This is a genomic window from Phenylobacterium sp. (genome assembly GCF_030680185.1).
Taxonomy (GTDB): domain Bacteria; phylum Pseudomonadota; class Alphaproteobacteria; order Caulobacterales; family Caulobacteraceae; genus Phenylobacterium.
In genome coordinates this window covers 1-18,299 of record NZ_JAUXVZ010000053.1, presented here as the reverse complement: position 1 = coordinate 18,299, position 18,299 = coordinate 1, and the positions used below count along the sequence as shown (strand labels likewise).

Here is an 18,299-nt window from a genome sequence, read left to right as displayed (position 1 = left end):
GCTGGGCCCCCGCCAGGTCAGAAGGGTTTGGCGGTAAGCGTCACGCCAAAGGTGCGCGGCTCGCCGAGGATGGCGATGTAGGGGGTTGATCCCCCGGCCTGTCCGAAGGCCGCGGCATAGCGCTCGTCGAACAGATTTCGCGCCCAGACCTGCACGGCGTAGCGGTCGCCCATCGTCCGATAGCCGAGGCCGATGTTGGTCAGGCCATAGGCGTCCTGGCGGCCATGGTCGGAGATCGCATGGGTGAAGGTGTCGCTGCGCCAGGTCTGGTTGCCGTAGGCGAACACCGTCCCACCACGGATCAAGGGCTGCTCGTAGCGGGCGCTGACCTGACCTGTGAAGCGTGGCGCGTTTGGCACGCGGGTGTCCGAAAGGTCCAGCGACCCCGGCCCACCCGGATAGGCGTATTCCTGCGGCACAGGGGCGCTGGGGTAGGAGACGTATCGCGCGTCGTTGAGGGCGGCGCTGAAGGACAGGTTGAGTTCCGGCGTCGCCTGGAGCTGCCCCTCCAGTTCGAGCCCCCGCATCCGCACCTTGCCCACATTGGCCAGATACGAGCGGCTGGTGGCGCCTCGGGTGTCCGACAGGGTCGCCTGATAGTCCTCAATGTCATTCCAGTAGAGGTTGCCGTTGAGGATCGCGCGGCCGTCCAGCCAGGTCGTCTTCAGGCCGAGTTCGAAGTCGGTGGATTTTTCAGGGTCGATGATCACCCGGTCGCCGGGCTTGGCCCCTAGATTGGCGGCGCCGGACTTCTCCCCGTAGCCGATCGAGGCATAGGCGAGGAGATCCTGACTGATCTTGTAGGACGGGTTGATCAGCCAGGACACGCTCCCGTCCTCGCTCTCCTCGGAAACGAGAAAGGGGGGGCTGGCGACCGCGACCCGATAGGATTGAAGGGGGGTGAGCGTTCCGGTCAGAGGGACGCCGCCAAAGGACGTCGCGGCATTTGACGCCGCCTTGCGCTCCTGTGTGTAGCGCGCGCCGAGGGTGAGGGCGGCACGCTCCGTCGGCCTCCAGGTCGCCTGGCCAAAAACCGCGCCGCTGAAGGTCTTGGCCTTGCCCAGTTGGCTCGCCTCGACTCCGTCGAGGATCAAGGCGGGCAGGGCGGGGCTCAGGAAGAAGGCGGTCGCGTCGGCGTAGAACAGCGTCCGGAAATTGCTGGTGACGTCCTGTCGCAACAGGAAGATGCCGGCCTGATAATCCAAGGCGCCGCCGCTCGCGGAGGCGAGCCTTAACTCCTGAGAATACTGATCGACATCGACATCATAGCCGGCGTGGAAAATGGGAAACGGTGAATTGTCCCCGTCATTGCGGGGGCGGAAATAGAGCTTCCGCCACGCCGTGATGGAGGTGATCGTGTGCTCGCCCAACCGCCAGTCGGCTTGGTTGGAGAGCCCTGTGGTCCGCGAGACCAGCTCTTCCTGGGTGTCGAGGTTGGCGTCTTCCAGATCGTAGCTGGGACTGTAGCCGAAGGCCGACTGGAGCCTGCGCGCCCAACCGTTGCGCGGCGCCCCGTTCACATAGGTGAGGGGATCGCCCACCGGCGGATAGAAGTTGTTGAACTCGCGGGTGGCGTATTGTTCGGCGATCAGACGGTTGGAAAGGGCGCCGCCCTCGTAAAGCAGTTGGCCCCGCACAGCCCAGCGGCCGGTGTCGAGATAGCCGTCGCCCGTCGGCCTGTTGGTGATCCAGCCGTCTGAGGTGTCGCCATAGAGGGTCAGTCGGCCGGCAGCTTGGTCGCTCAGTGGCCCAGACAGGTTCGCGCGCAGCTGATAGCGCTGATGGTTGGCGATCGTGGCCGAAACCGTGGCTTCCGGCGTGAAGCTCGGGCGTTGCGTCGTGACGATCACCGCCCCGATCGTGGTGTTCTTACCGAGCAGCGTCCCCTGGGGCCCGCGGGCCACTTCAACGCTCGCGAGATCGACGAAGTCGAGCCAGCTGAAGCCAGGGTGCGTGAAGAAGACATTGTCGACGATGAGGCCGACGCCGGCCTCCGAACCATCGCTGTTGGCGTTGCCGCCGACCCCGCGGATGGTCAAGGTTGAGACGCGGGTATTTTGCTGCAGGGCGTTGAAGTTGGAGATTTTGGCGGAGTAGTCCGCCACACGATCCAGGCGTTCAAGCGTCAGAACCTGGCCTGCCACCGCAGAGACGCTGATCGGCGTATCCTGCAAGCGCTCTTCGCGCCGCCGCGCGGTAATGACCACCTCCTGAAGTTCGATCTGCCGCAGGGAGGCGCTTGGCTCCACCCCGGTGGCTTGGAGCGCGGCCGCCGTGACCGCGGTGGCTGTTAATGTGCTGATCAAACTCACTGGAAACCCCGTTTTCATCCCGAACGGCTCTCGCCGCACGGAAAGAATATAAATTCTACGGGAATAGTAGAATCATATTTTCTCGGGGTCTTTTGAGCGGGGCTCACACGGGCAGGTCGCTGCCGCTGTGCGCGACGTACTCGCCACCCACATCCTCAAAAAAGCCGGCTCATACGAACAAGCGAGCTACGCGATCCAAGACACACCAGACATGGTCGCCAAGCACTACGGACGCTTCTTGCCCCAGGATAAGGCGGCGATGGCTGCCAAAATTCTCAGCCAGGTGTGAGAGGCGGCATGACATTGGAGCCGCAGCACTCCATCCGGATTAGGAATGATCTCGGGAGCTGGATTGGAGCGCTTAGATGAAGGTCTTTCTTAGCTCGCTTATCGCTGGGTTCTCTGACATGCGCGGAGCCGGCAAAGCGGCAATCGAAACGCTTCGCCATCGACCCATCATGGCCGAGGATTTCGGCGCACAGCCAAACTCCCCTCAGGTGGCCTGCTTACAGGGATTGAGAGACTCCGACGTGGTCGTGCTGGTGCTCGGGGAGGAATACGGCGCCGTGCAGCCAACCTCGGGGTTGTCCGCGACACATGAAGAATACCGGGAGGCCTGCGGAAGGAAGCCGGTCATCGCCTTCGTCCAAGAAGGGATTGCACCCGGCGAACAGCAGGCGGCGTTCATTGCTGAGGTCCAGGGATGGGAAGGCGGTCTGTTCCGTGGAAGTTTCCGCGACGCTGGCGCCTTGCAGATCGGGATCACCCGCGCCCTTCATGATTTCGAGCTGGCCAACGCCGTCGGACCTCTGGACCCGCAAGCACTGATCGCGAAGGCGATCGCAATGGTACCGGGGGAGCGCCGTAACAGCTACTCCGAGGCTACGACGCTAAGCGTCGCCGTTGTCGGTGGACCGTTACAATCGATCCTGCGGCCCGTCGAAATCGAGTCCCCTGATTTCGTTGACGCGATCCACCAAAGCGCGATGTTCGGCGAGAGCCGCTTCTTCGATCGGGCGAAAGGGGTGACGTCCACGATCGAAGAAGCGGCTCTCGTCGTAATGCAGGAACGCGGCGCCGCCGTTTTGGTGGATGAGCAAGGTTCTATTGGGATCCGGGTTCCGGCGGCGTCCTCCTCGGAAGATCAATGGGGGCGGGGAGGATTAACCGTGATCCTCGAAGAAAACATTCACGCGGCCATCGGGACCGCGATGTCCTACAGCGGCTCGCTTCTGGAGCGCATCGACCCAACGCAGCGGATGACGCATGTTGGTATCGCAGCTCGCATCGAGGGCGCCGAGCACCTCTCGTGGCGTACTCAGGCCGAGCATGCTGCCAGCCCCAATTCCGTGTCGATGGCTATGAACTATGGTGATGATCGACCGCCGGTCTCGCTCAGCCGTCCGCGCGCTGCGCTGCGCCTGGATCACGCCCGGCTCATAGACGACATCCTCGTGCCGCTCAGGCGCCAGCGTCAGGCGCGCTAATCGCAAGGGTGTTCTGACAAGGCGAAGCTCTCCCTGTTATGAGGCGACCCGATCGCTGTTCGCCTGGACTGATTTCCCTGTTCCACGGCCGGCGAATTTCGGATGCTCAAGAGCTGGGAGCCGAAAAGTGAAGCATTCTCCGGGCCTTATCTCAGAGTAGAGCGGCGCGGGCGTAGTTGGAGGCGCGGCCGAAATGAAGAAACAGGGAAAAGCTGAGAATTCTGCTCCTCGCACTGCGTCCACCGCCACCCTGCTTGGCGTTCGTCGCTCTTCCGAAACCTGACGCTTCGCGACGGCGTGAGTGGCCGCGTCGATTTCATCCGGACCAAGCTGATCCCCCTGGCTTAGGAGGGCGTGTCGGAGACTTACCTGTCCTCCGACGACCGCGACCTCGCGGCCGGCGCGGCCGTCGCCACCCAGCCGCGGAATGAGAAGGCGGCGTAGAAGAGCGTCACCTCGATAAATCCCGCCTCCCGGAGCAGCCGCTCTTCGTCTGCGCACGAGCTGAGCGGCAGCCGCTCCGCCATCGCCTTGGCCGAGGCTCTGGCCTTCTCCCAGTCGAGCGCGCCGCGGTTGGCGAAGGCGGCTGAGCGCGCCAGCCAGCGTTCGGCGTCGCCGCCTGGCGCAGCGTGATGGGCGACGATCAGGCGGCCGCCCGGCTTCAGGCGATCGTGGATGGCCGCCAGGGTCCGCCGCCGCTCGGCCGCCTCAAGAAAATGAAGGGTGAGCAGACAGGTCGCCCCATCAAAGGGGCCCGGAGGCGCATCTTCCGCCACGCCCTCCACCCAAGTGATCCGGTCGCCGAAGGGCTGGATGTGGCGACGGGCGAGGTCCAGCATGGCGCGGGATGGATCGACGCCGGTGAAGGTCCAGTCGCGCCGGACCTCCGCCATCGCCTTCAGTTCCAGGCCTCCGCCGGCGCCGATCACGAGAATGTCGGCGGCGTCCGGCCCCTGTTCGCTGAGGAGCAGCATCGCCATGCGATGGAGGTCAGCCAGGCCGGGGACCTTGAGGGGCGTATCGTCGGCATAGGTCGAGACCAGGGCCGGGTCGGCGAAGGGGCTTTGGCTTTTCGTCATGGCGCGCCACATTTCATGTATCTTCAATAGATACGAAATGGGCCGCCCGGGTCAAGGCGGGCGATCCTTGGCCCAGGCCTCAGGCGCCAGCCATCTCGCGCAGGTCAAGCTCGGCGGCGATGTAGCCGAAGGCGAAGCGGCTGCGGCCCTGCAGAATCTGCTCGAACACCGCCCGGGCGCGGTCGGTCTCGCCATTGTAGAGATACCAATTGCCGACGCCGTAGCCCTGGGTGGCGTAGATGGTCTCCAGGTCGTGGATCACCTGGGACCCCTTGTCGGGGCTCAGCAGGTCCTCGGGCGCGAGCTCGCCGTGGTACATCCGCAGGCGCCGATAATAGGACGGCCCCTCGACGAAGGCCTCATCGGCCAACCCTTCGGGAATGGCCGCCAGCACCGCCTCGGCGGCGGCCTCGTCGCCCCTGCGGCGCAGGGTCACGTAGAGCCAGTCATTGCAGGCGGTCAGCCCGTCATAGTCGTCCTGGCGCACCCAGTTGAGGCACTGGCGATAGGCGGCCTCGGCCTCGTCCCACTCCCGCAGCAGATAGTGGGCGAGCGCCAGGTGGTACCAGGTGTTGAACTGGATGCTGGTGGGCGGCACGGGCAACTCGTTGTCCGGCCCGTCGGGTTCGATCCATTCGGCCATGCCCTCGATCAGCTCTGCGGCCCGGACCAGGTCGGCCTTGCCCTCAGCGAACCGCCGCGTCGACAGATAGCGATGGCCCCGCTGGCGGAGCAGTTCGAAGGAGTCGGGAAACCGCTCCAGGCCCTCGCTGAACACCGCGATGGCCTCCTCGATCCGGTAGCGGAACCCCAGCACCCGCCCATACCAGACGGTGTTGGCCAGGGAGGGATCGGCCTCATAACGGGCCTGGGCGCGCTCAAGGGTGCGGCGGGATCGGTCTCGGATGCTGTCTTGGCTCATGGAGACAGTAGGGCGGCCAATCTGCGCCTTGGCAAGCTGGGCAGCTTGACCGGCAGCTCATTCCACTATGGGCGTATCGGTCGTGGTCCTGTCATCGAGGGAGCCGGACCAACCTATGTTCCTAAAGCGAGGATCGGCGTTCAACGCCGAGTTCAGCTGTGTCAAAAACGAGGGGAAATTCTTACTTCTAAAAAGTCCGAACGCTTCCTTGGCGTGGAGATGGCATTCGTTCTCAAATACACGGGCGATAAAAAGCTCATACGTGTATCGACGGTCCCTTACGTTAAGCCGCCAACCATGATCGTCCTGAATAGGCTCTGAGGCCTCATATCCGAGCGGCCTCAGGATTATCGCCCAGGCTTCGGCAATGTTCTGGCCGGCCGGCACAATCTCCTCGAAATCAACACTCTCGTCGCCCTCGACGCCATCATAGGGCAGTTCCGTTTCGAACTCTGCAAACGGCCTGATCTTCACCGAACGTCCTCCTCGCCTTGACCTGACTCTATAGTCGATCCCGCCGCCGCGCTAAGTCCGCCCACCCGCGCCTTTAGGGGTTCCGGAGTTCCGTACCAGATGCGGCCAAGGGCTCCATGCCGCTTCAAACCAAGCTTCTTCCCGCTCCAACCGCTGTTGAGCAGCTTCGTCCCATGGAAGTGAGGGTCAACCTGAAAATGGCGCTCATAGAAGTCCCCCCGCGTTATGCCGATGGGTCTCAGGATATTGAATTCGCTCTCGGAAAATATCTTGGGGAGCCCCCACCGCCGTGCGACGGCGTGGTGGCCCATGTTTTGCTTTGGGTATGGCTTCGCCAAGTGGGCGGCCTGGGCTTTCGTGAACCCCTGCGCCAGATACTTCTCGACAGGGGAAGCTCTAACCGCCCCAAAGACCTTGGTGCTTTTGGCAAGCGGGCCGCCAAAAGCGAGCGAACCCACGTCGAAAGCTAGCTCGCCCTGGTTCATTCCAATGTCGAGCCGACGTTGGAGTTCTCCTTTGAACGTCGGCGCCACGGGCGTCGCACTCGGATCCAAATCCAATCGCATCTGATGGCCGAAGCTCCGAGCATCCTCGATCAATACCCGCGGATTCCTGGCTCCCTCCACGACGTACTCAAGGCCCCGCTCCACGGCGCTGCCAAATTGCTCGCCTGCAGTCTCACCGGCAGGGCTCAATAATCTATCCAGTACAGGGTTCTGAACCCGGGCAACGAACAAGGCGGCGTCGGCTAATCCTTCAATTGCCTTAGCGCCACCTCGCAGGAGGCCGATCGGAATGGCGCCTTGTTGTACCAGATGACCCGCCAGCGCTTTCGCGGTGGGGTTGCCATCCAGATTAGCCTCTATGCGGGACAGAACAGACTGGGCCGTGGGCCGTGGCGACCCGCCGGACTGCTGCCGTCGCACGGCCGGCTGAGTGGCTTGAGCGAGTTGCGCCTGGACGTGGGCAGCCTCCTTTTGCAACCGAGCGGTCGCCTCTGCCGCGTTCTGCTGAGTACGACGGAACGCCCGCTCGGCGGCCGCTTGAGCCTCCCTGCGCGTGCGGGCGATCTCCCGCCTGGCTTGATCGCTCAATGCGTCGATTGTCCTGAGCACGCCATCGCGCGCCAGCTGAAATCTGACCATGTCGCCCCACTAATTCGTTGAACGCCAAGAGCGCGCCGCTCGGCCCGCCACCACCACTTCGTGACTTTCTCATGAGGCACGTGTTGCGTAAAGAACAAAAAGTGAACAAAGGGGTTGGGTCAGCTCGGGCGGAAGTCCCCGCCCCTAACCCCCGGCCAACGCCCCTGCGACCGCCGGGGCCAGGCGCTGGGCGATGATCTTTACGCCGGCCGCATTGGGGTGGATGCCGTCGTCCTGGTTCAGGGCGGGGTCGAGGGCGACGCCGTCCAGCAGGAAGGGATAGAGGGGGATGTCGTAGGTCCGGGCGAGCTCTGTGAACACAGCGGCGAAGTCGGTCGCGTAGGCGCCATAGCTGGGCGGCGCCTGCATGCCGGCCAGCAGGACCGAGATGTTGCGGGCCTGGAGTCCGGTGATGATGGCCTCCAGATTTGCGCGCATCCGCGCCGGCTCGATCCCCTGCAAAAGATCGTTGCCGCCCACGGCCACGACGCACAGGTCGGTGTCGTTCTGGATGCTGAAGCCCAGCCGGGCCAGGGCGCCGGCGGTGGTGTCGCCCGACACGCCAGCGGCCCGCACCCGCACCGGCGTTCCGGCCGCCGCCAGGGCCGCCTCCAGCTGGGCGGGCAGGGCTTCGCTCGCCGGCAGGCCATAGCCCGCGGTGATGGAGTCCCCGAGAATGGCGACCACGGGTAGGTCCGCGCTGGCCCCGGGTGGGGGCGGCGGCTCGCCTGCGGGCGCGTCCTGCGGGGCGGGCGGATTAGTCTCGCGCCCGCACGACGCGGCGCCAAGCGCCAGGGCGCCCAGCAGGAGGGTTCGACGGGAGAGCAAGGTTCGGCGTGCGGTCATGGCTGTGGTCCCCCATATAGGTCGGCCGGGCGGGCAGGAAACGCTTAAGCCCGCCATCGGGAGCCTCATGACCGAAAACCCGCCTGCGCCGCCGCCGCTCACCCTCTCGGCCCTGACGCTCAGCCTGCCCTCCGCGGCGGGTCCGGTGAAGATTCTCCGGGGCGTGGACCTTACGGTTTCCCCGGGCGAGACCGTGGCCATCATCGGCCCGTCGGGCTCGGGCAAGTCGTCGCTGATTTCGGTGGCCGCGGGGCTGGAAACGCCTACCAGCGGAACCGTGCGCCTGTTCGGTCAGGATCTCGGCGCCCTGGACGAGGACGGCCGCGCCCGCCTGCGTCGCGGCCGGGTGGGGCTGGTCTTCCAGAGCTTCCACCTGCTGCCCAACATGACCGCCCGGGAGAATGTCGCCGCCCCCCTGGAGCTGGCCGGGCGGCGCGACGCCATGGCCGAAGCTGACGCCTGGCTCGGCCGGGTGGGACTGGCGGCGCGGCTGACCCACTATCCGCACCAGCTGTCCGGCGGAGAGCAGCAGCGCGTGGCGCTGGCTCGCGCGCTCGCCGTGCGGCCCGAGCTCCTGTTCGCCGACGAGCCCACCGGCAATCTGGACGGGGCCAACGGCGCCATGGTCGCCGATCTGATGTTTGACCTGCTGGCGCAGGCCGAGGCGGCGCTGGTGCTGGTCACCCATGACGAGACCCTGGCCGCCCGCGCCGACCGCATCGTGCGTATGGCCGACGGCCTGGTTGTCCCTGTGGGCGACGAGGCCCACGCGTGAGGCTCGCCCTACGGTTCGCCGGGCGGGAGCTGAGGAGCGGGGTCGCGGGGTTCCGCATCTTCCTCGCCTGCCTGGCCCTGGGGGTGGCGGCCATCGCGGCGGCCGGCTCCACGGCCGAGGCCTTCCGCCAGGGGCTGGCCAGCCAGTCTCGGGAAATCCTGGGCGGCGATGTGGTGTTCAGCGTCGATCAACGCCGCTTCACCGACGAGGAGCGCGCCGCCTTCGCCGACCTGGGCCCCAGCGTCTATTCCGTCCGCGCCAACGCCATGGCGCAGACGCCTGGCGGCGAGCGGCGGCTGGTGGACGTGCGCGGGGTGGCCGAGGGCTATCCCCTGGTGGGCGCGGTTCAGCTGGAGGGCGCCGCCAGCCTGGAGGCGGCCCTGGCCCCGACGGACGGCGTGGCCGGGGCGGCGGTGGAGCAGGCCCTGCTCGACCGGCTGGACCTGACCCTCGGCGACACCTTCACCGTCGGCCAGACGACTCTGCGGGTCGGCGCGGTGCTGATCTCCGAGCCGGACCGGATCGGCCGCGGCTTTGCGCTGGGCCCTCGGGTGCTGACCGATGTCGGGACGGTGGAGGCCGCAGGCCTGCTGGGCGCCGGCGGCCTGTTCGGCGAGGCGGTGCGGGTCGTTCTGCCCGCGAGCGCCGACCCCAAGGCGGCGATCGAGGATGTGCGTGAAGCCTTTCCCGATGCGGTGTTCGAGGCCCGCGACCGATCCGAGGCCGCCGCCGGCGCCGGACGGCTGATCGACCAGCTGGAATACTTCCTGGGCTTTATCGGCCTGGCCTCCCTGGTGGCCGGCGGCCTGGGCGTCGGCGGGGCGGTCTCGTCCTATCTGGAGGGTCGCAAGGCCTCCATCGCCACGCTCAAGGCCCTGGGCGCCGAAGGGACCCTGATCCGCGACATCTATCTGATCCAGATCGGCGTGCTGGCCCTGCTGGGCGTGGCCATCGGTCTGGTGATCGGCGCGGTGACGCCGCTGGTGATCGGCGCGCTCGCCGCCGACCAACTTCCGATCCCGGCCCTGTTCGCCGTCTATCCGCAGCCCCTGATCCGCGCCGGCGCCTTTGGGCTCCTGGCCGCGAGCGCCTTTTCCCTCTGGCCCCTGGCGCAGGCCCGGACCACGCCGCCCTCGTCCCTGTTCCGCAAGGAGATGGCGGGCCGCCCGACGCTTGGGCTGGAGACCGTGCTGGCGGTCGCCGCCGCCCTTGGCCTGGCGGGCCTCGCCATCCTCACCGCGCCCAGCCGCTGGGCGGCCGCGGGTCTGATCGGTGGGGCGGCGGGCGCCTTCCTGGCGCTGAGCCTGCTGGGCTTGGCCGCAGCCTGGGGCGCAGGCCGCGTACGCCGCCTGGCACGGGGCGCGGTCCGCCTGGGCCTCGCCAATCTGGCCGGCCCCCGCTCGGCCGCCCGCACCGCGACACCCGCCATCGGCCTCGGCGTCGCCCTGCTCTCAGCCATCGTGCTGATCCAGTCGAGCCTGCTGGCCCAGGTGAGCGAGGTGGCGCCCCGCACCGCGCCCTCGCTGGTCTTCACCGAAATCCCCCCCGACCGGGCAGACGCCTTCGACGCGGTGATCGAACAGGCCCTGAACGACCCCGGCCCCGACCGCTACGTACGCCTGCCCCTGATCACCGGCCGCATCACCCGCCTGAAAGGCCAGCCGGTGGACATCGAGACCATCGACCGCGGCGAACGCTGGGCTTTTGACGAGGACCTGACCATGTCGGCCCTCGACGGCCCGCCAGAGGTGTCCGAGGTCACCGCCGGCGCCTGGTGGCCCGCGGGCTATGCCGGCCCGCCCCTGGTGGCCTTCGAGCAGGACGCCGCTCGCGGCGCAGGGCTCAAGGTCGGCGACACCGTCACCCTCCAGGTCCTGGGCCGCGAGATCGACGCCCAGATCGCGGTGTTGCGGAAGGTGGACTGGGGCGGCTTCGGCGCCAACTTCGCCGTCATCCTGAACTCAGGCGCCATCGAGGGCGCCAAGCCCCGCCACGTGGCCATCGCCATGGCCAGCCGCGCCGAAGAGGCCGCCGTCACCCAAGGCCTCGCCGCCGCGTTCTCAGGGGTCAATGTGATCAGCATTCGCGACCAGCTGGAGCAGGCCGCCACCCTGTTCGACCGCTTGGCGCTCGCCATCCGCGGGGCCGCCGCCGTGGCCGGCGCGGCCGGCGTCCTGGTGCTGGTGGGCGCCATCGCCGCTGGCGCCCGCTTCCGCGCCCGGGAGGCGGCGACTTTGAAAGTTCTGGGCGGAACCCGAGCCCAGATCGTCACCGCCTATCTGGTGGAATACGGCCTGGTGGGCGTGATCGCAGGCCTGGCCGGCGCTGCCCTCGGCGCGGCCGGCGCCTGGCCGGTGGTGACGCAGGTCTTCAACGCGACCTGGAGCATCGACTGGCCGGTGATCCTCGGCATCCTCGGCGGCACGACGGCGCTCGGCGTCATCGGCGGCGCCTTCGCCGCCTTCGCCGCCCTCTCGCGCCGCCCCGCTGCTGTCCTGCGCGAGGCGGGTTAGGCTTGGCGCCTAAGACCGGTTCGAACGCAGGCGCATGCGCTCGGCCGGAGCGTCTAGTTTGCGAAGATGGGGATGATGAGCCGGAAGGCGGCGACGATGACCGTGTCGGCGGCGCGATCGCCCCCTGGATATCTGATGATCTGCAGATCCGGTTGAAGGGTGAATCGGCCGACCGTGTCTGAATAGGTGATCTCCAGACCGTCCTCCCGCGTCGCCGGGTCCATCCCGGCGTCCCAGGCGTTGAGGCGCGCCTTGTCGGACAGCAGGCCTTGGTGGACGCCCACGGAGAAGGCGCTGTCGGGGCGGGCGGCGAAGGGGCGCAGGACCAGCAGTCCCGCCTGCCAGCCGCCCTTGAAGTCGCTCGTATCGCCGTCCGACAGGCCAGACCGGACGAAGGCCGACGTCACGCTGTGCGCGCCCCGGTGGATATCGGCTTCGCCCAGGACATAGACGCCCTGGGACGTGGCCAGGCGTGGATCCCCCGTTGGTCCGAACGCGCGAATATCCTCCTGCTTTTTGTCATAGCGCCAGGCGCCGAGCGCCAGCCGGGCGGGGCCGGTCCAGCCTCCCTCGGCCAGCCAGAGCACGCCGTCGTCGAAGCCGGTGTCCACCCCGTCGGGATCACCGAAGGTGCTGGCCCTGGCGTTCACGGCTGCGGCCTGAACATGGAGGCCGTCCGGGTCGCCGATCCGGACTCGTGTCGCCAAGGCGGTCGAGGGAAAGATGGAGGGACCGTTGCGCCCTGTGGCGGCGAATTCGGAGCCGATGCCGAAGGCCGGGGCGATGAGCAGGCCGGACGCCTCCGTCGCATAGAACTCGCTGTTCACGTCATAGAGCCCGGCCAGGACCGAGGCGTGGCCGTCGGCGAAACTCTGCTCGATCCAGGCCTCGAAAAGCCTCACGCCGGGGTCGGCGACCTCGATATTGTCAACGCCCTGCAGGGTCCCTGCCAGATCATTGGGGCGGCCGCCGCCATTCGCCAGGATGGCCACATGAACTCGGGCGTCCCGCCACCCCGCGATCCGAGCCAGATCGCCGTCCACGACGACGTCGAGATTGTCCAGGTAGCGACCGGCCTGGCTGGCCGCGCCGTCCACAACCCCCGTCACGTCCGCCGTATAGACGATGCTGCTGCGCCAGGCGGGCTCCGATTGGGCCGCTGCGGCTCCGGCCCAGCAAGCCGAAAGCGCCAGGGCCGCCAACATCGCCGCCGTTGCGGCTTTTGTCTTGGCTGACGTCATCGAATGTCCCCCATGTATTGTGAAGGGAACGATACCGATAGGCGCTGAAGTTGCAGTTAAGGTCCAGTCATTGACCTGCGACACAGTGTCCATGTTCAGGTTAGATGGGACGCCACGTCTGCGCGATCTACGGTTGAAAACCGGCTGAGAATAATAATCAATAAAGCGGCGTTCCACGCGGTCCGGGCGGGAGTCCTGTCCTCTGGTGAATTGAACGTAGTTGAGGTCTTCGGGTTCATATAGAGTACACCCTAAGCGGGTGTTCCTGGTCGATCCTCGGCGCGAGGTTTCAGGCGAAGTCTTTCTTAACCATGGTCGCGGTACCTTTTGGCGTCTCTAGGGGGATTGCGCGTGCTGAAAACTATTCGGTCGAAAGTGGTCGTCGCCGGGCTTGCCGTTCTGGTGTTGAGCGGCGCCAATTCCGGCCTGGGCCTCTGGACCACGACGGACCTCACCGACGCCCTGGGCGGGTCGAGCCGATCGGCTGAAATCCTGCGCAATCACATGCAGGCCGATATGATGCACGACGCGCTGCGGGCCGATGTGCTCTCGGCCATTCTCGCGGGCGACCCGTCGGCGGGCGTCGATCTCGACAGTGTCAGCGCCGAAACCGCCGAACACGTCGGCTCCTTCAAGCAGGCCATGGCCGCCAACCGGAGCCTGGCCAGCGACGGCCGCATCCGCGAATCCCTCGATGCGGTGGAACAGCCATTGGAGGCCTACATCCTTTCGGCGCAGCAGATTGTTGCGCTCGCCGCCCAGGACCCGGAGGCCGCCCGCGCCGCGCTAGGGTCCTTCAAGCAGTCCTTCACCGACCTCGAAGGCCGGATGGAGGCGGTGTCCGACGATATCGAAACCTCGGCCGCCGAGGAGAAGGCGCGCGCCGATCAGGGCGCCCGCCTGTCGCGGACCTTGATGATCGGCGCCCTCGTGTTCAGCCTTCTGTTCAGCCTGGGTCTCATCGCTGCTTCGCTTGGCATCATCGTCCGGCCGATCCGCACGCTGGCCAGCGAGATGCGCGCCCTGGCCTCGGGGCGAACCGATGTCGATCTGACCAGCGCCCACCGTCACGACGAGATCGGGACCGTGGGAAAGGCGGTGGGGGACCTGCAGACCCTGCTCGCCGAACGGGCCCGCGAAGAGGCCGCGGAGGCCGAGCGGCGGCGCGACGACGACGATGCGCGGCGCGCCAAGTCTCAGGAAGCCGCAGACATCGCCGCGCGGGAGCAGGCCATCGTCGTCGGCGCCCTCGCCGAGGGGCTGGACCACCTGACCCGGGGCGATCTGACCTACAGCCTGACCCAGGCCTTCCCCGGCGAGTATGAGAAGCTGAAGGACGACTTCAACACCGCCATCGGCCAGTTGAGGGAAACCATCACCACGGTGGTGGCCAATGTCTCGAACATCCGCTCCGGCTCCGGCGAGATCAGCCAGGCGGCCGATGACCTGTCGCGTCGCACCGAGCAGCAGGCCGCCAGCCTGGAAGAGACCGCCGCGGCGCTGGATGAGATCACCGCCACGGTCAACCGCACGGCCTCAGGCGCCCGCCAGGCCGCAGATACGGTTCAGGCGGCCAAGAGCGACGCCGAGACCGGCGGCCAGGTCGTCCGCGACGCGGTGGACGCCATGGGCGCGATCGAGAAGTCGGCTCAGGAGATCAGTCAGATCATCGGCGTGATCGACGAAATCGCCTTCCAGACCAACCTGCTGGCCCTGAACGCCGGGGTCGAGGCCGCGCGGGCGGGCGACGCCGGCCGCGGCTTTGCGGTGGTGGCCCAGGAGGTGCGGGCCCTGGCCCAGCGTTCGGCCGACGCGGCCAAGGAGATCAAACAGCTGATCTCGTCCTCGACCAACCAGGTCAACACCGGCGTCAAGCTGGTCGACCAGACCGGTGAGGCCCTGCAGCGGATCGTCGTCCAGGTGGCCGAGATCGATCACCTGGTGTCGGAGATCGCCACCTCGGCCCAGGAGCAGGCCACTGGCCTTCAGGAGGTCAATACGGCGGTCAACCAGATGGATCAGGTCACACAGCAGAACGCGGCCATGGTCGAGCAGTCGACCGCCGCATCGCACGCCCTGTCGCAGGAGGCCCAGACCCTGGCGTCCTCGGTGTCACGTTTTCAGATTGGCGCGGGCCACCCGATCGACCAGGCGACGAAATCCCTGCCGCAGACGCGGTCAGGACCGGTCGCAGCCCTGCGCACCGTTGGGCGTGGCGGGGCTGCGCCCAAGCCGGCCTCGAGCCGGCCAGACGAGTCCTGGGAAGAATTCTAAGCCGCGCGCCAGTCGCCATCCTGGCCCCGCCCTGAGGGACGCGGCCAGGCGGTCGAGGTCTTACGGCCGATAGAGCGCGCACAGCTTGTTGCCGTCGGGATCGCGCACATAGGACAGGTGCAGCGCCCCCATGCCGCCATCGCGCAGGCCCGGCGGGTCCTCGATGGAGACCCCGCCATGGGCCACGGCCACGTCGTGGAAGGTCTTCACCTGTTCGGCTGAGTCGCACTTGAAGCCGATGGTGCCGCCATTGCCGAAGCTGGCCGGCTCGCCATTGATCGGCTCGCTGACGCAGAAGACCGAGCCATTGTGGATGTAGAACAGCCGCTTGTGCCCGGTGGGCGCGGCGTTCTCCATCGGCTGACCGGCGCCCAACGTCGCCAGCACGGCGTCATAGAAGGCCTTGGACCGCGCGATATCGTTCGATCCGACCATGATGTGATTGAACACGTGTTTCCCCTAACGTCTGCCGTTGTCCGGCGACGTTAGGGGCATGGAACGGGTTGCGTCTACGGGGCTCAGCGCCGGACGCGGGCGGTGGTTTCCAGCTGGCCGATCCGCCGGTCCAGATAGGCGCGTTCCTCGGCCGTCGCGCTCACACGCTCATAGGCCGCGGCGAGGCGGTTCAGGTCCTCATGCTCGACGCGGAGCTGGGCCTGGGCGCTGGCCGACAATCCGGAACTGGGCAGGGCGCGCAGGATGGTGTCGAGGCGCGCGCGCGGCGTCTGAACGGCGCCGTTCCCATAGCTGACATCGCCCACGCGGGCGTCCAGCTGGTCGAGGCGGGCCTCCAGGTCGGCCCTTTCATTGGCCGTAAGCTGGCCGTCGCGCAGATAGCCCTGCTCGATCTGGACCAGCTGGGCATAGTCGGACTTCAGGCGGGTCCCCTCGGTGCGGGGCAGGCGTCGCGCGGCGACGGCGGTGTCCACACGGCGGTCGAACGCCGTGCGACCGTCGGCCACCATGGCCGTGTTGTAGCCGCCATCGGTGTACTGACCATTGGTCAGGGCCTGGGTGAGGGCGCCATAGCGTTCGGCGAGTTCGGCCTGCTCCTGGGGCGTGAAGCGCCGGTCGGCGCCGTAGCGGGTCTCAAGCTCGACCAGGGCGGCGTAGTCACGCTTCAGGCGCAGGCCCGTGTCCTGGTCCAGGGCGCGGGCGCGGATGTCGGCGTCCACGCGGGTGTTGAACTGGCTCTGTTGCGTCCGCAGCGGGGTTTGCCCCACGGCCCATTGCGACTCGACCGAAGTGGTGACGCCGAGGCGGTCACCAAACAGGGCGCCCAGGATCGCGCCGATGCGCTCCTGCTGCTGGGTCGAGCCCTGGGAACTGGTTTGCGCCAGCGCCGCAGGCGCCACGGTCAGGGATAGGGCGAGGGTGGCGGCGGACAGGGTCCGAATCGAGGGCATCAAGCGCTCCTGGGAATAAGCTTCACCTCTAGAACGGCTGCGCCGTCTGGAAGTTGCCTGGGCGCCTTCGGTTCTCAGGTGGACGTGGACGTCCTCAGGCCTTCGGCGGCTTGAGCTGCGCCGTCAGGGTGAGAGACCGCAGCGTCGTCCGTCCGTAGCCGGCCGATCGCGTCCAGCCTTCCACCGCCTCCGCCCCGGCGTCCCCAAGGCTGAGCCACGGGTCGAACAGGGCGTCTTCCGGCGTCAGACGCAGGAAGTCCTTGGGCTGGATGTGGCGGGTGGCGACGCCGGCGAGAAAGCCGGTCAGATCGCAGTCCAGGGTCTCCATATTTAGCTTAGCGCCGCACCTACCCTTGGGCGGCCGGCTGGCTTTTGCGTGCGTCTTGACCATAGTGAAGGCAAGCTAGGTCGTGCCTCGCTTGGCGCGGCGGCTATGATCCAGCGGCATGGGGGGAAGAGCCGTGAGCGGTATCATGACAAGCCTCCGCCGATGGTTCGGCCGGGGCGCATCGGGGGGCGGCGCCGCCGAGGCGTTCGACGGCGGTCAGCTGCTCCAAGAGGCTGGCTATGAGCCCAGTCCGGGACAGCCCATCGGCCCAGACTGGTCGTATGTGGACTCACCGGAGAAGGCCAAGGCGCTGGTGGAGGAGGGCGTGCTGGTCGAGCTCCTGCTGCTGCCGGAAGAGTTCGGCGGCCCCCGCGTGCCGGAGAACATCGTCTATGTTCCGCCCTTCGTGGAGGAGATGAAGCACCGCACCGACATGAACATCATCCGCCCCTTGATCCTGGATGGCATGGCCACTGAATACACCGCCACCCCTGAGCATGTCGGACCCTGCATGGTGCCAATCGCCATCAGGCTGGAGGCCACAGAGCCCGGCCAGTTCGCCTGCAATCTGGCCATCTGGGGCGAGGCGCTCCGCCGGGGCTGAGCCGAGGTCCAGGCTTTAGGTGACGTGAAAGTCCACGCCGACCAGCTGCGCGCCCAGGCGCCGGGCGACCCGCTGGGACGCCAGGTTGTCCCATGAGGTGCTGTAGAAGGGCGTCGCGCCACAGGCGCGAACCGCGCTCGCCCAGCCGGTGACGGCGGCCAGGGCATAGCCCCGTCGCCGGAAGCCGGGATGGGTCTCCACCCCGGCGCAATGGACCGTGGGCGAGATGCGGACACTGGCGCAGATGGCGGCGGCGGCGCCCTCGGCGATCACGGCGACGAAGGGCCACCGATGGGCGACGTCTTCAAGCCAGTCGTCGAACCGCCCGCGCAGGACATCACGGGCGCCGGCGTCGATGTTCACGACCTCCAGGCCCGGCGTCTGCTGCGGCGGCAGCACATAGGCCGGCCCCGCCCATATCTTCTCGACTGGCGCCTGCTCGGCCAACGCCGCCAGGTATTGGTCATACTGGGCCGGAAGCCGGGTGAAGGCCTGCTCGGCCGGCTCCTGCAGAGAGAGGGCCTGAAGCCTCTGAAGGAGATCGGCCGGAAGGTCCGCGCGGCCCCGCAAGATCGGGCCAGCGGCGGTTCGCATCAGGTGAAACCGGGGCGCGGGCCGGCTGTCCCATTCGTTGGAGCCGAGGAGGCGGCCATCGGCATCCGTGCGATAGAGCGCCCCCACGCGCTCTTCGAGCAGGCCTGGTCGCAGGTCAGCGCTCACCTCAGCCCCCTCACCCCATCGGATACAAGATTTCCTTCGACACCTTGTCGATGGCCTTCATCACCTCGTCGCTCAGGGTCAGGTCCATGGCGGCCAGGATGTCGGGGAGCTGGTCTTCGTGGGTGGCGCCGACGATGGTGGAGGCGACGAAGTCGTGCTGCTTGCTCCAGGCC

General features: G+C 67.1%; 17 protein-coding genes and 1 pseudogene. 6 read left to right on the top strand and 12 right to left on the bottom strand.

What is annotated here, in order from left to right; all coding sequences use genetic code 11:
• Nucleotides 1-17: 17 nt before the first annotated feature.
• Complete coding sequence (locus Q8L83_RS12210; protein WP_305287301.1) at nt 18-2,312, bottom strand: TonB-dependent receptor; 2,295 nt, start codon at nt 2,310-2,312, stop codon at nt 18-20.
• A 127-nt stretch (nt 2,313-2,439) separates the two neighbouring features.
• On the opposite strand from Q8L83_RS12210, the pseudogene Q8L83_RS12205 reads away from it, so the two are divergent.
• Both Q8L83_RS12205 and Q8L83_RS12200 read left to right on the top strand, forming a co-directional pair.
• A pseudogene (locus Q8L83_RS12205) lies at nt 2,440-2,601 on the top strand (hypothetical protein); the annotation flags it as partial.
• Nucleotides 2,602-2,677: 76 nt separating this feature from the next.
• A complete protein-coding gene (locus tag Q8L83_RS12200) occupies nt 2,678-3,799 on the top strand; it encodes a DUF4062 domain-containing protein (protein WP_305287299.1) in 1,122 nt (373 codons plus the stop codon).
• Between the two features lie 365 nt (nt 3,800-4,164).
• On the opposite strand, the gene Q8L83_RS12195 is transcribed toward Q8L83_RS12200, so the two are convergent.
• The 5 genes from Q8L83_RS12195 to Q8L83_RS12175 form a co-directional block, all read right to left on the bottom strand.
• Complete coding sequence (locus tag Q8L83_RS12195) at nt 4,165-4,878, bottom strand: class I SAM-dependent methyltransferase (protein WP_305287297.1); 714 nt, start codon at nt 4,876-4,878, stop codon at nt 4,165-4,167.
• Between the two features lie 79 nt (nt 4,879-4,957).
• Nucleotides 4,958-5,800 carry a M48 family metallopeptidase gene (locus Q8L83_RS12190; RefSeq protein WP_305287295.1) on the bottom strand — a complete coding sequence of 281 codons (843 nt, stop codon included), beginning with the start codon at nt 5,798-5,800 and terminating at the stop codon, nt 4,958-4,960.
• A 57-nt stretch (nt 5,801-5,857) separates the two neighbouring features.
• A complete protein-coding gene (locus tag Q8L83_RS12185; protein WP_305287293.1) occupies nt 5,858-6,274 on the bottom strand; it encodes a hypothetical protein in 417 nt (138 codons plus the stop codon).
• A complete protein-coding gene (locus Q8L83_RS12180) occupies nt 6,271-7,419 on the bottom strand; it encodes a hypothetical protein (protein ID WP_305287291.1) in 1,149 nt (382 codons plus the stop codon). Before Q8L83_RS12180 ends, Q8L83_RS12185 begins: the two co-directional genes overlap by 4 nt.
• Before the next feature lie 144 nt (nt 7,420-7,563).
• Entirely contained in the window at nt 7,564-8,265 is a 702-nt protein-coding gene (locus Q8L83_RS12175; protein ID WP_305287290.1) for an arylesterase, read from the bottom strand.
• Between the two features lie 67 nt (nt 8,266-8,332).
• Between Q8L83_RS12175 and Q8L83_RS12170 the strand changes: the two genes are divergently transcribed.
• Nucleotides 8,333-9,040: an ABC transporter ATP-binding protein gene (locus Q8L83_RS12170; RefSeq protein WP_305287288.1), complete on the top strand. Its 708-nt coding sequence runs from the start codon at nt 8,333-8,335 to the stop codon at nt 9,038-9,040.
• Nucleotides 9,037-11,553 (top strand): ABC transporter permease, encoded by a 2,517-nt coding sequence (locus Q8L83_RS12165; RefSeq protein WP_305287287.1) that lies wholly within the window; start codon nt 9,037-9,039, stop codon nt 11,551-11,553. Before Q8L83_RS12170 ends, Q8L83_RS12165 begins: the two co-directional genes overlap by 4 nt.
• A gap of 53 nt (nt 11,554-11,606) precedes the next feature.
• Here Q8L83_RS12165 and Q8L83_RS12160 read toward each other — a convergent pair whose 3' ends face one another.
• A complete protein-coding gene (locus Q8L83_RS12160; protein ID WP_305287285.1) occupies nt 11,607-12,794 on the bottom strand; it encodes a carbohydrate porin in 1,188 nt (395 codons plus the stop codon).
• Nucleotides 12,795-13,145: 351 nt separating this feature from the next.
• On the opposite strand from Q8L83_RS12160, the gene Q8L83_RS12155 reads away from it, so the two are divergent.
• Complete coding sequence (locus tag Q8L83_RS12155) at nt 13,146-15,068, top strand: methyl-accepting chemotaxis protein (protein WP_305287283.1); 1,923 nt, start codon at nt 13,146-13,148, stop codon at nt 15,066-15,068.
• Nucleotides 15,069-15,128: 60 nt separating this feature from the next.
• On the opposite strand, the gene Q8L83_RS12150 is transcribed toward Q8L83_RS12155, so the two are convergent.
• The 3 genes from Q8L83_RS12150 to Q8L83_RS12140 form a co-directional block, all read right to left on the bottom strand.
• Nucleotides 15,129-15,518, bottom strand: a complete 390-nt coding sequence (locus tag Q8L83_RS12150) for a VOC family protein (protein WP_305287281.1) — start codon at nt 15,516-15,518, stop codon at nt 15,129-15,131.
• A 68-nt stretch (nt 15,519-15,586) separates the two neighbouring features.
• Nucleotides 15,587-16,474 (bottom strand): hypothetical protein, encoded by an 888-nt coding sequence (locus tag Q8L83_RS12145; protein WP_305287279.1) that lies wholly within the window; start codon nt 16,472-16,474, stop codon nt 15,587-15,589.
• Nucleotides 16,475-16,568: 94 nt separating this feature from the next.
• Complete coding sequence (locus Q8L83_RS12140) at nt 16,569-16,802, bottom strand: hypothetical protein (RefSeq protein ID WP_305287277.1); 234 nt, start codon at nt 16,800-16,802, stop codon at nt 16,569-16,571.
• Nucleotides 16,803-16,947: 145 nt separating this feature from the next.
• Between Q8L83_RS12140 and Q8L83_RS12135 the strand changes: the two genes are divergently transcribed.
• A complete protein-coding gene (locus tag Q8L83_RS12135; protein ID WP_305287275.1) occupies nt 16,948-17,406 on the top strand; it encodes a hypothetical protein in 459 nt (152 codons plus the stop codon).
• 15 nt (nt 17,407-17,421) lie between these two features.
• Here Q8L83_RS12135 and Q8L83_RS12130 read toward each other — a convergent pair whose 3' ends face one another.
• A complete protein-coding gene (locus Q8L83_RS12130; RefSeq protein ID WP_305287273.1) occupies nt 17,422-18,126 on the bottom strand; it encodes a GNAT family N-acetyltransferase in 705 nt (234 codons plus the stop codon).
• A 10-nt stretch (nt 18,127-18,136) separates the two neighbouring features.
• Nucleotides 18,137-18,299: aldo/keto reductase (locus Q8L83_RS18650; protein WP_370868392.1), on the bottom strand; the 163-nt coding region annotated here is incomplete at its 5' end.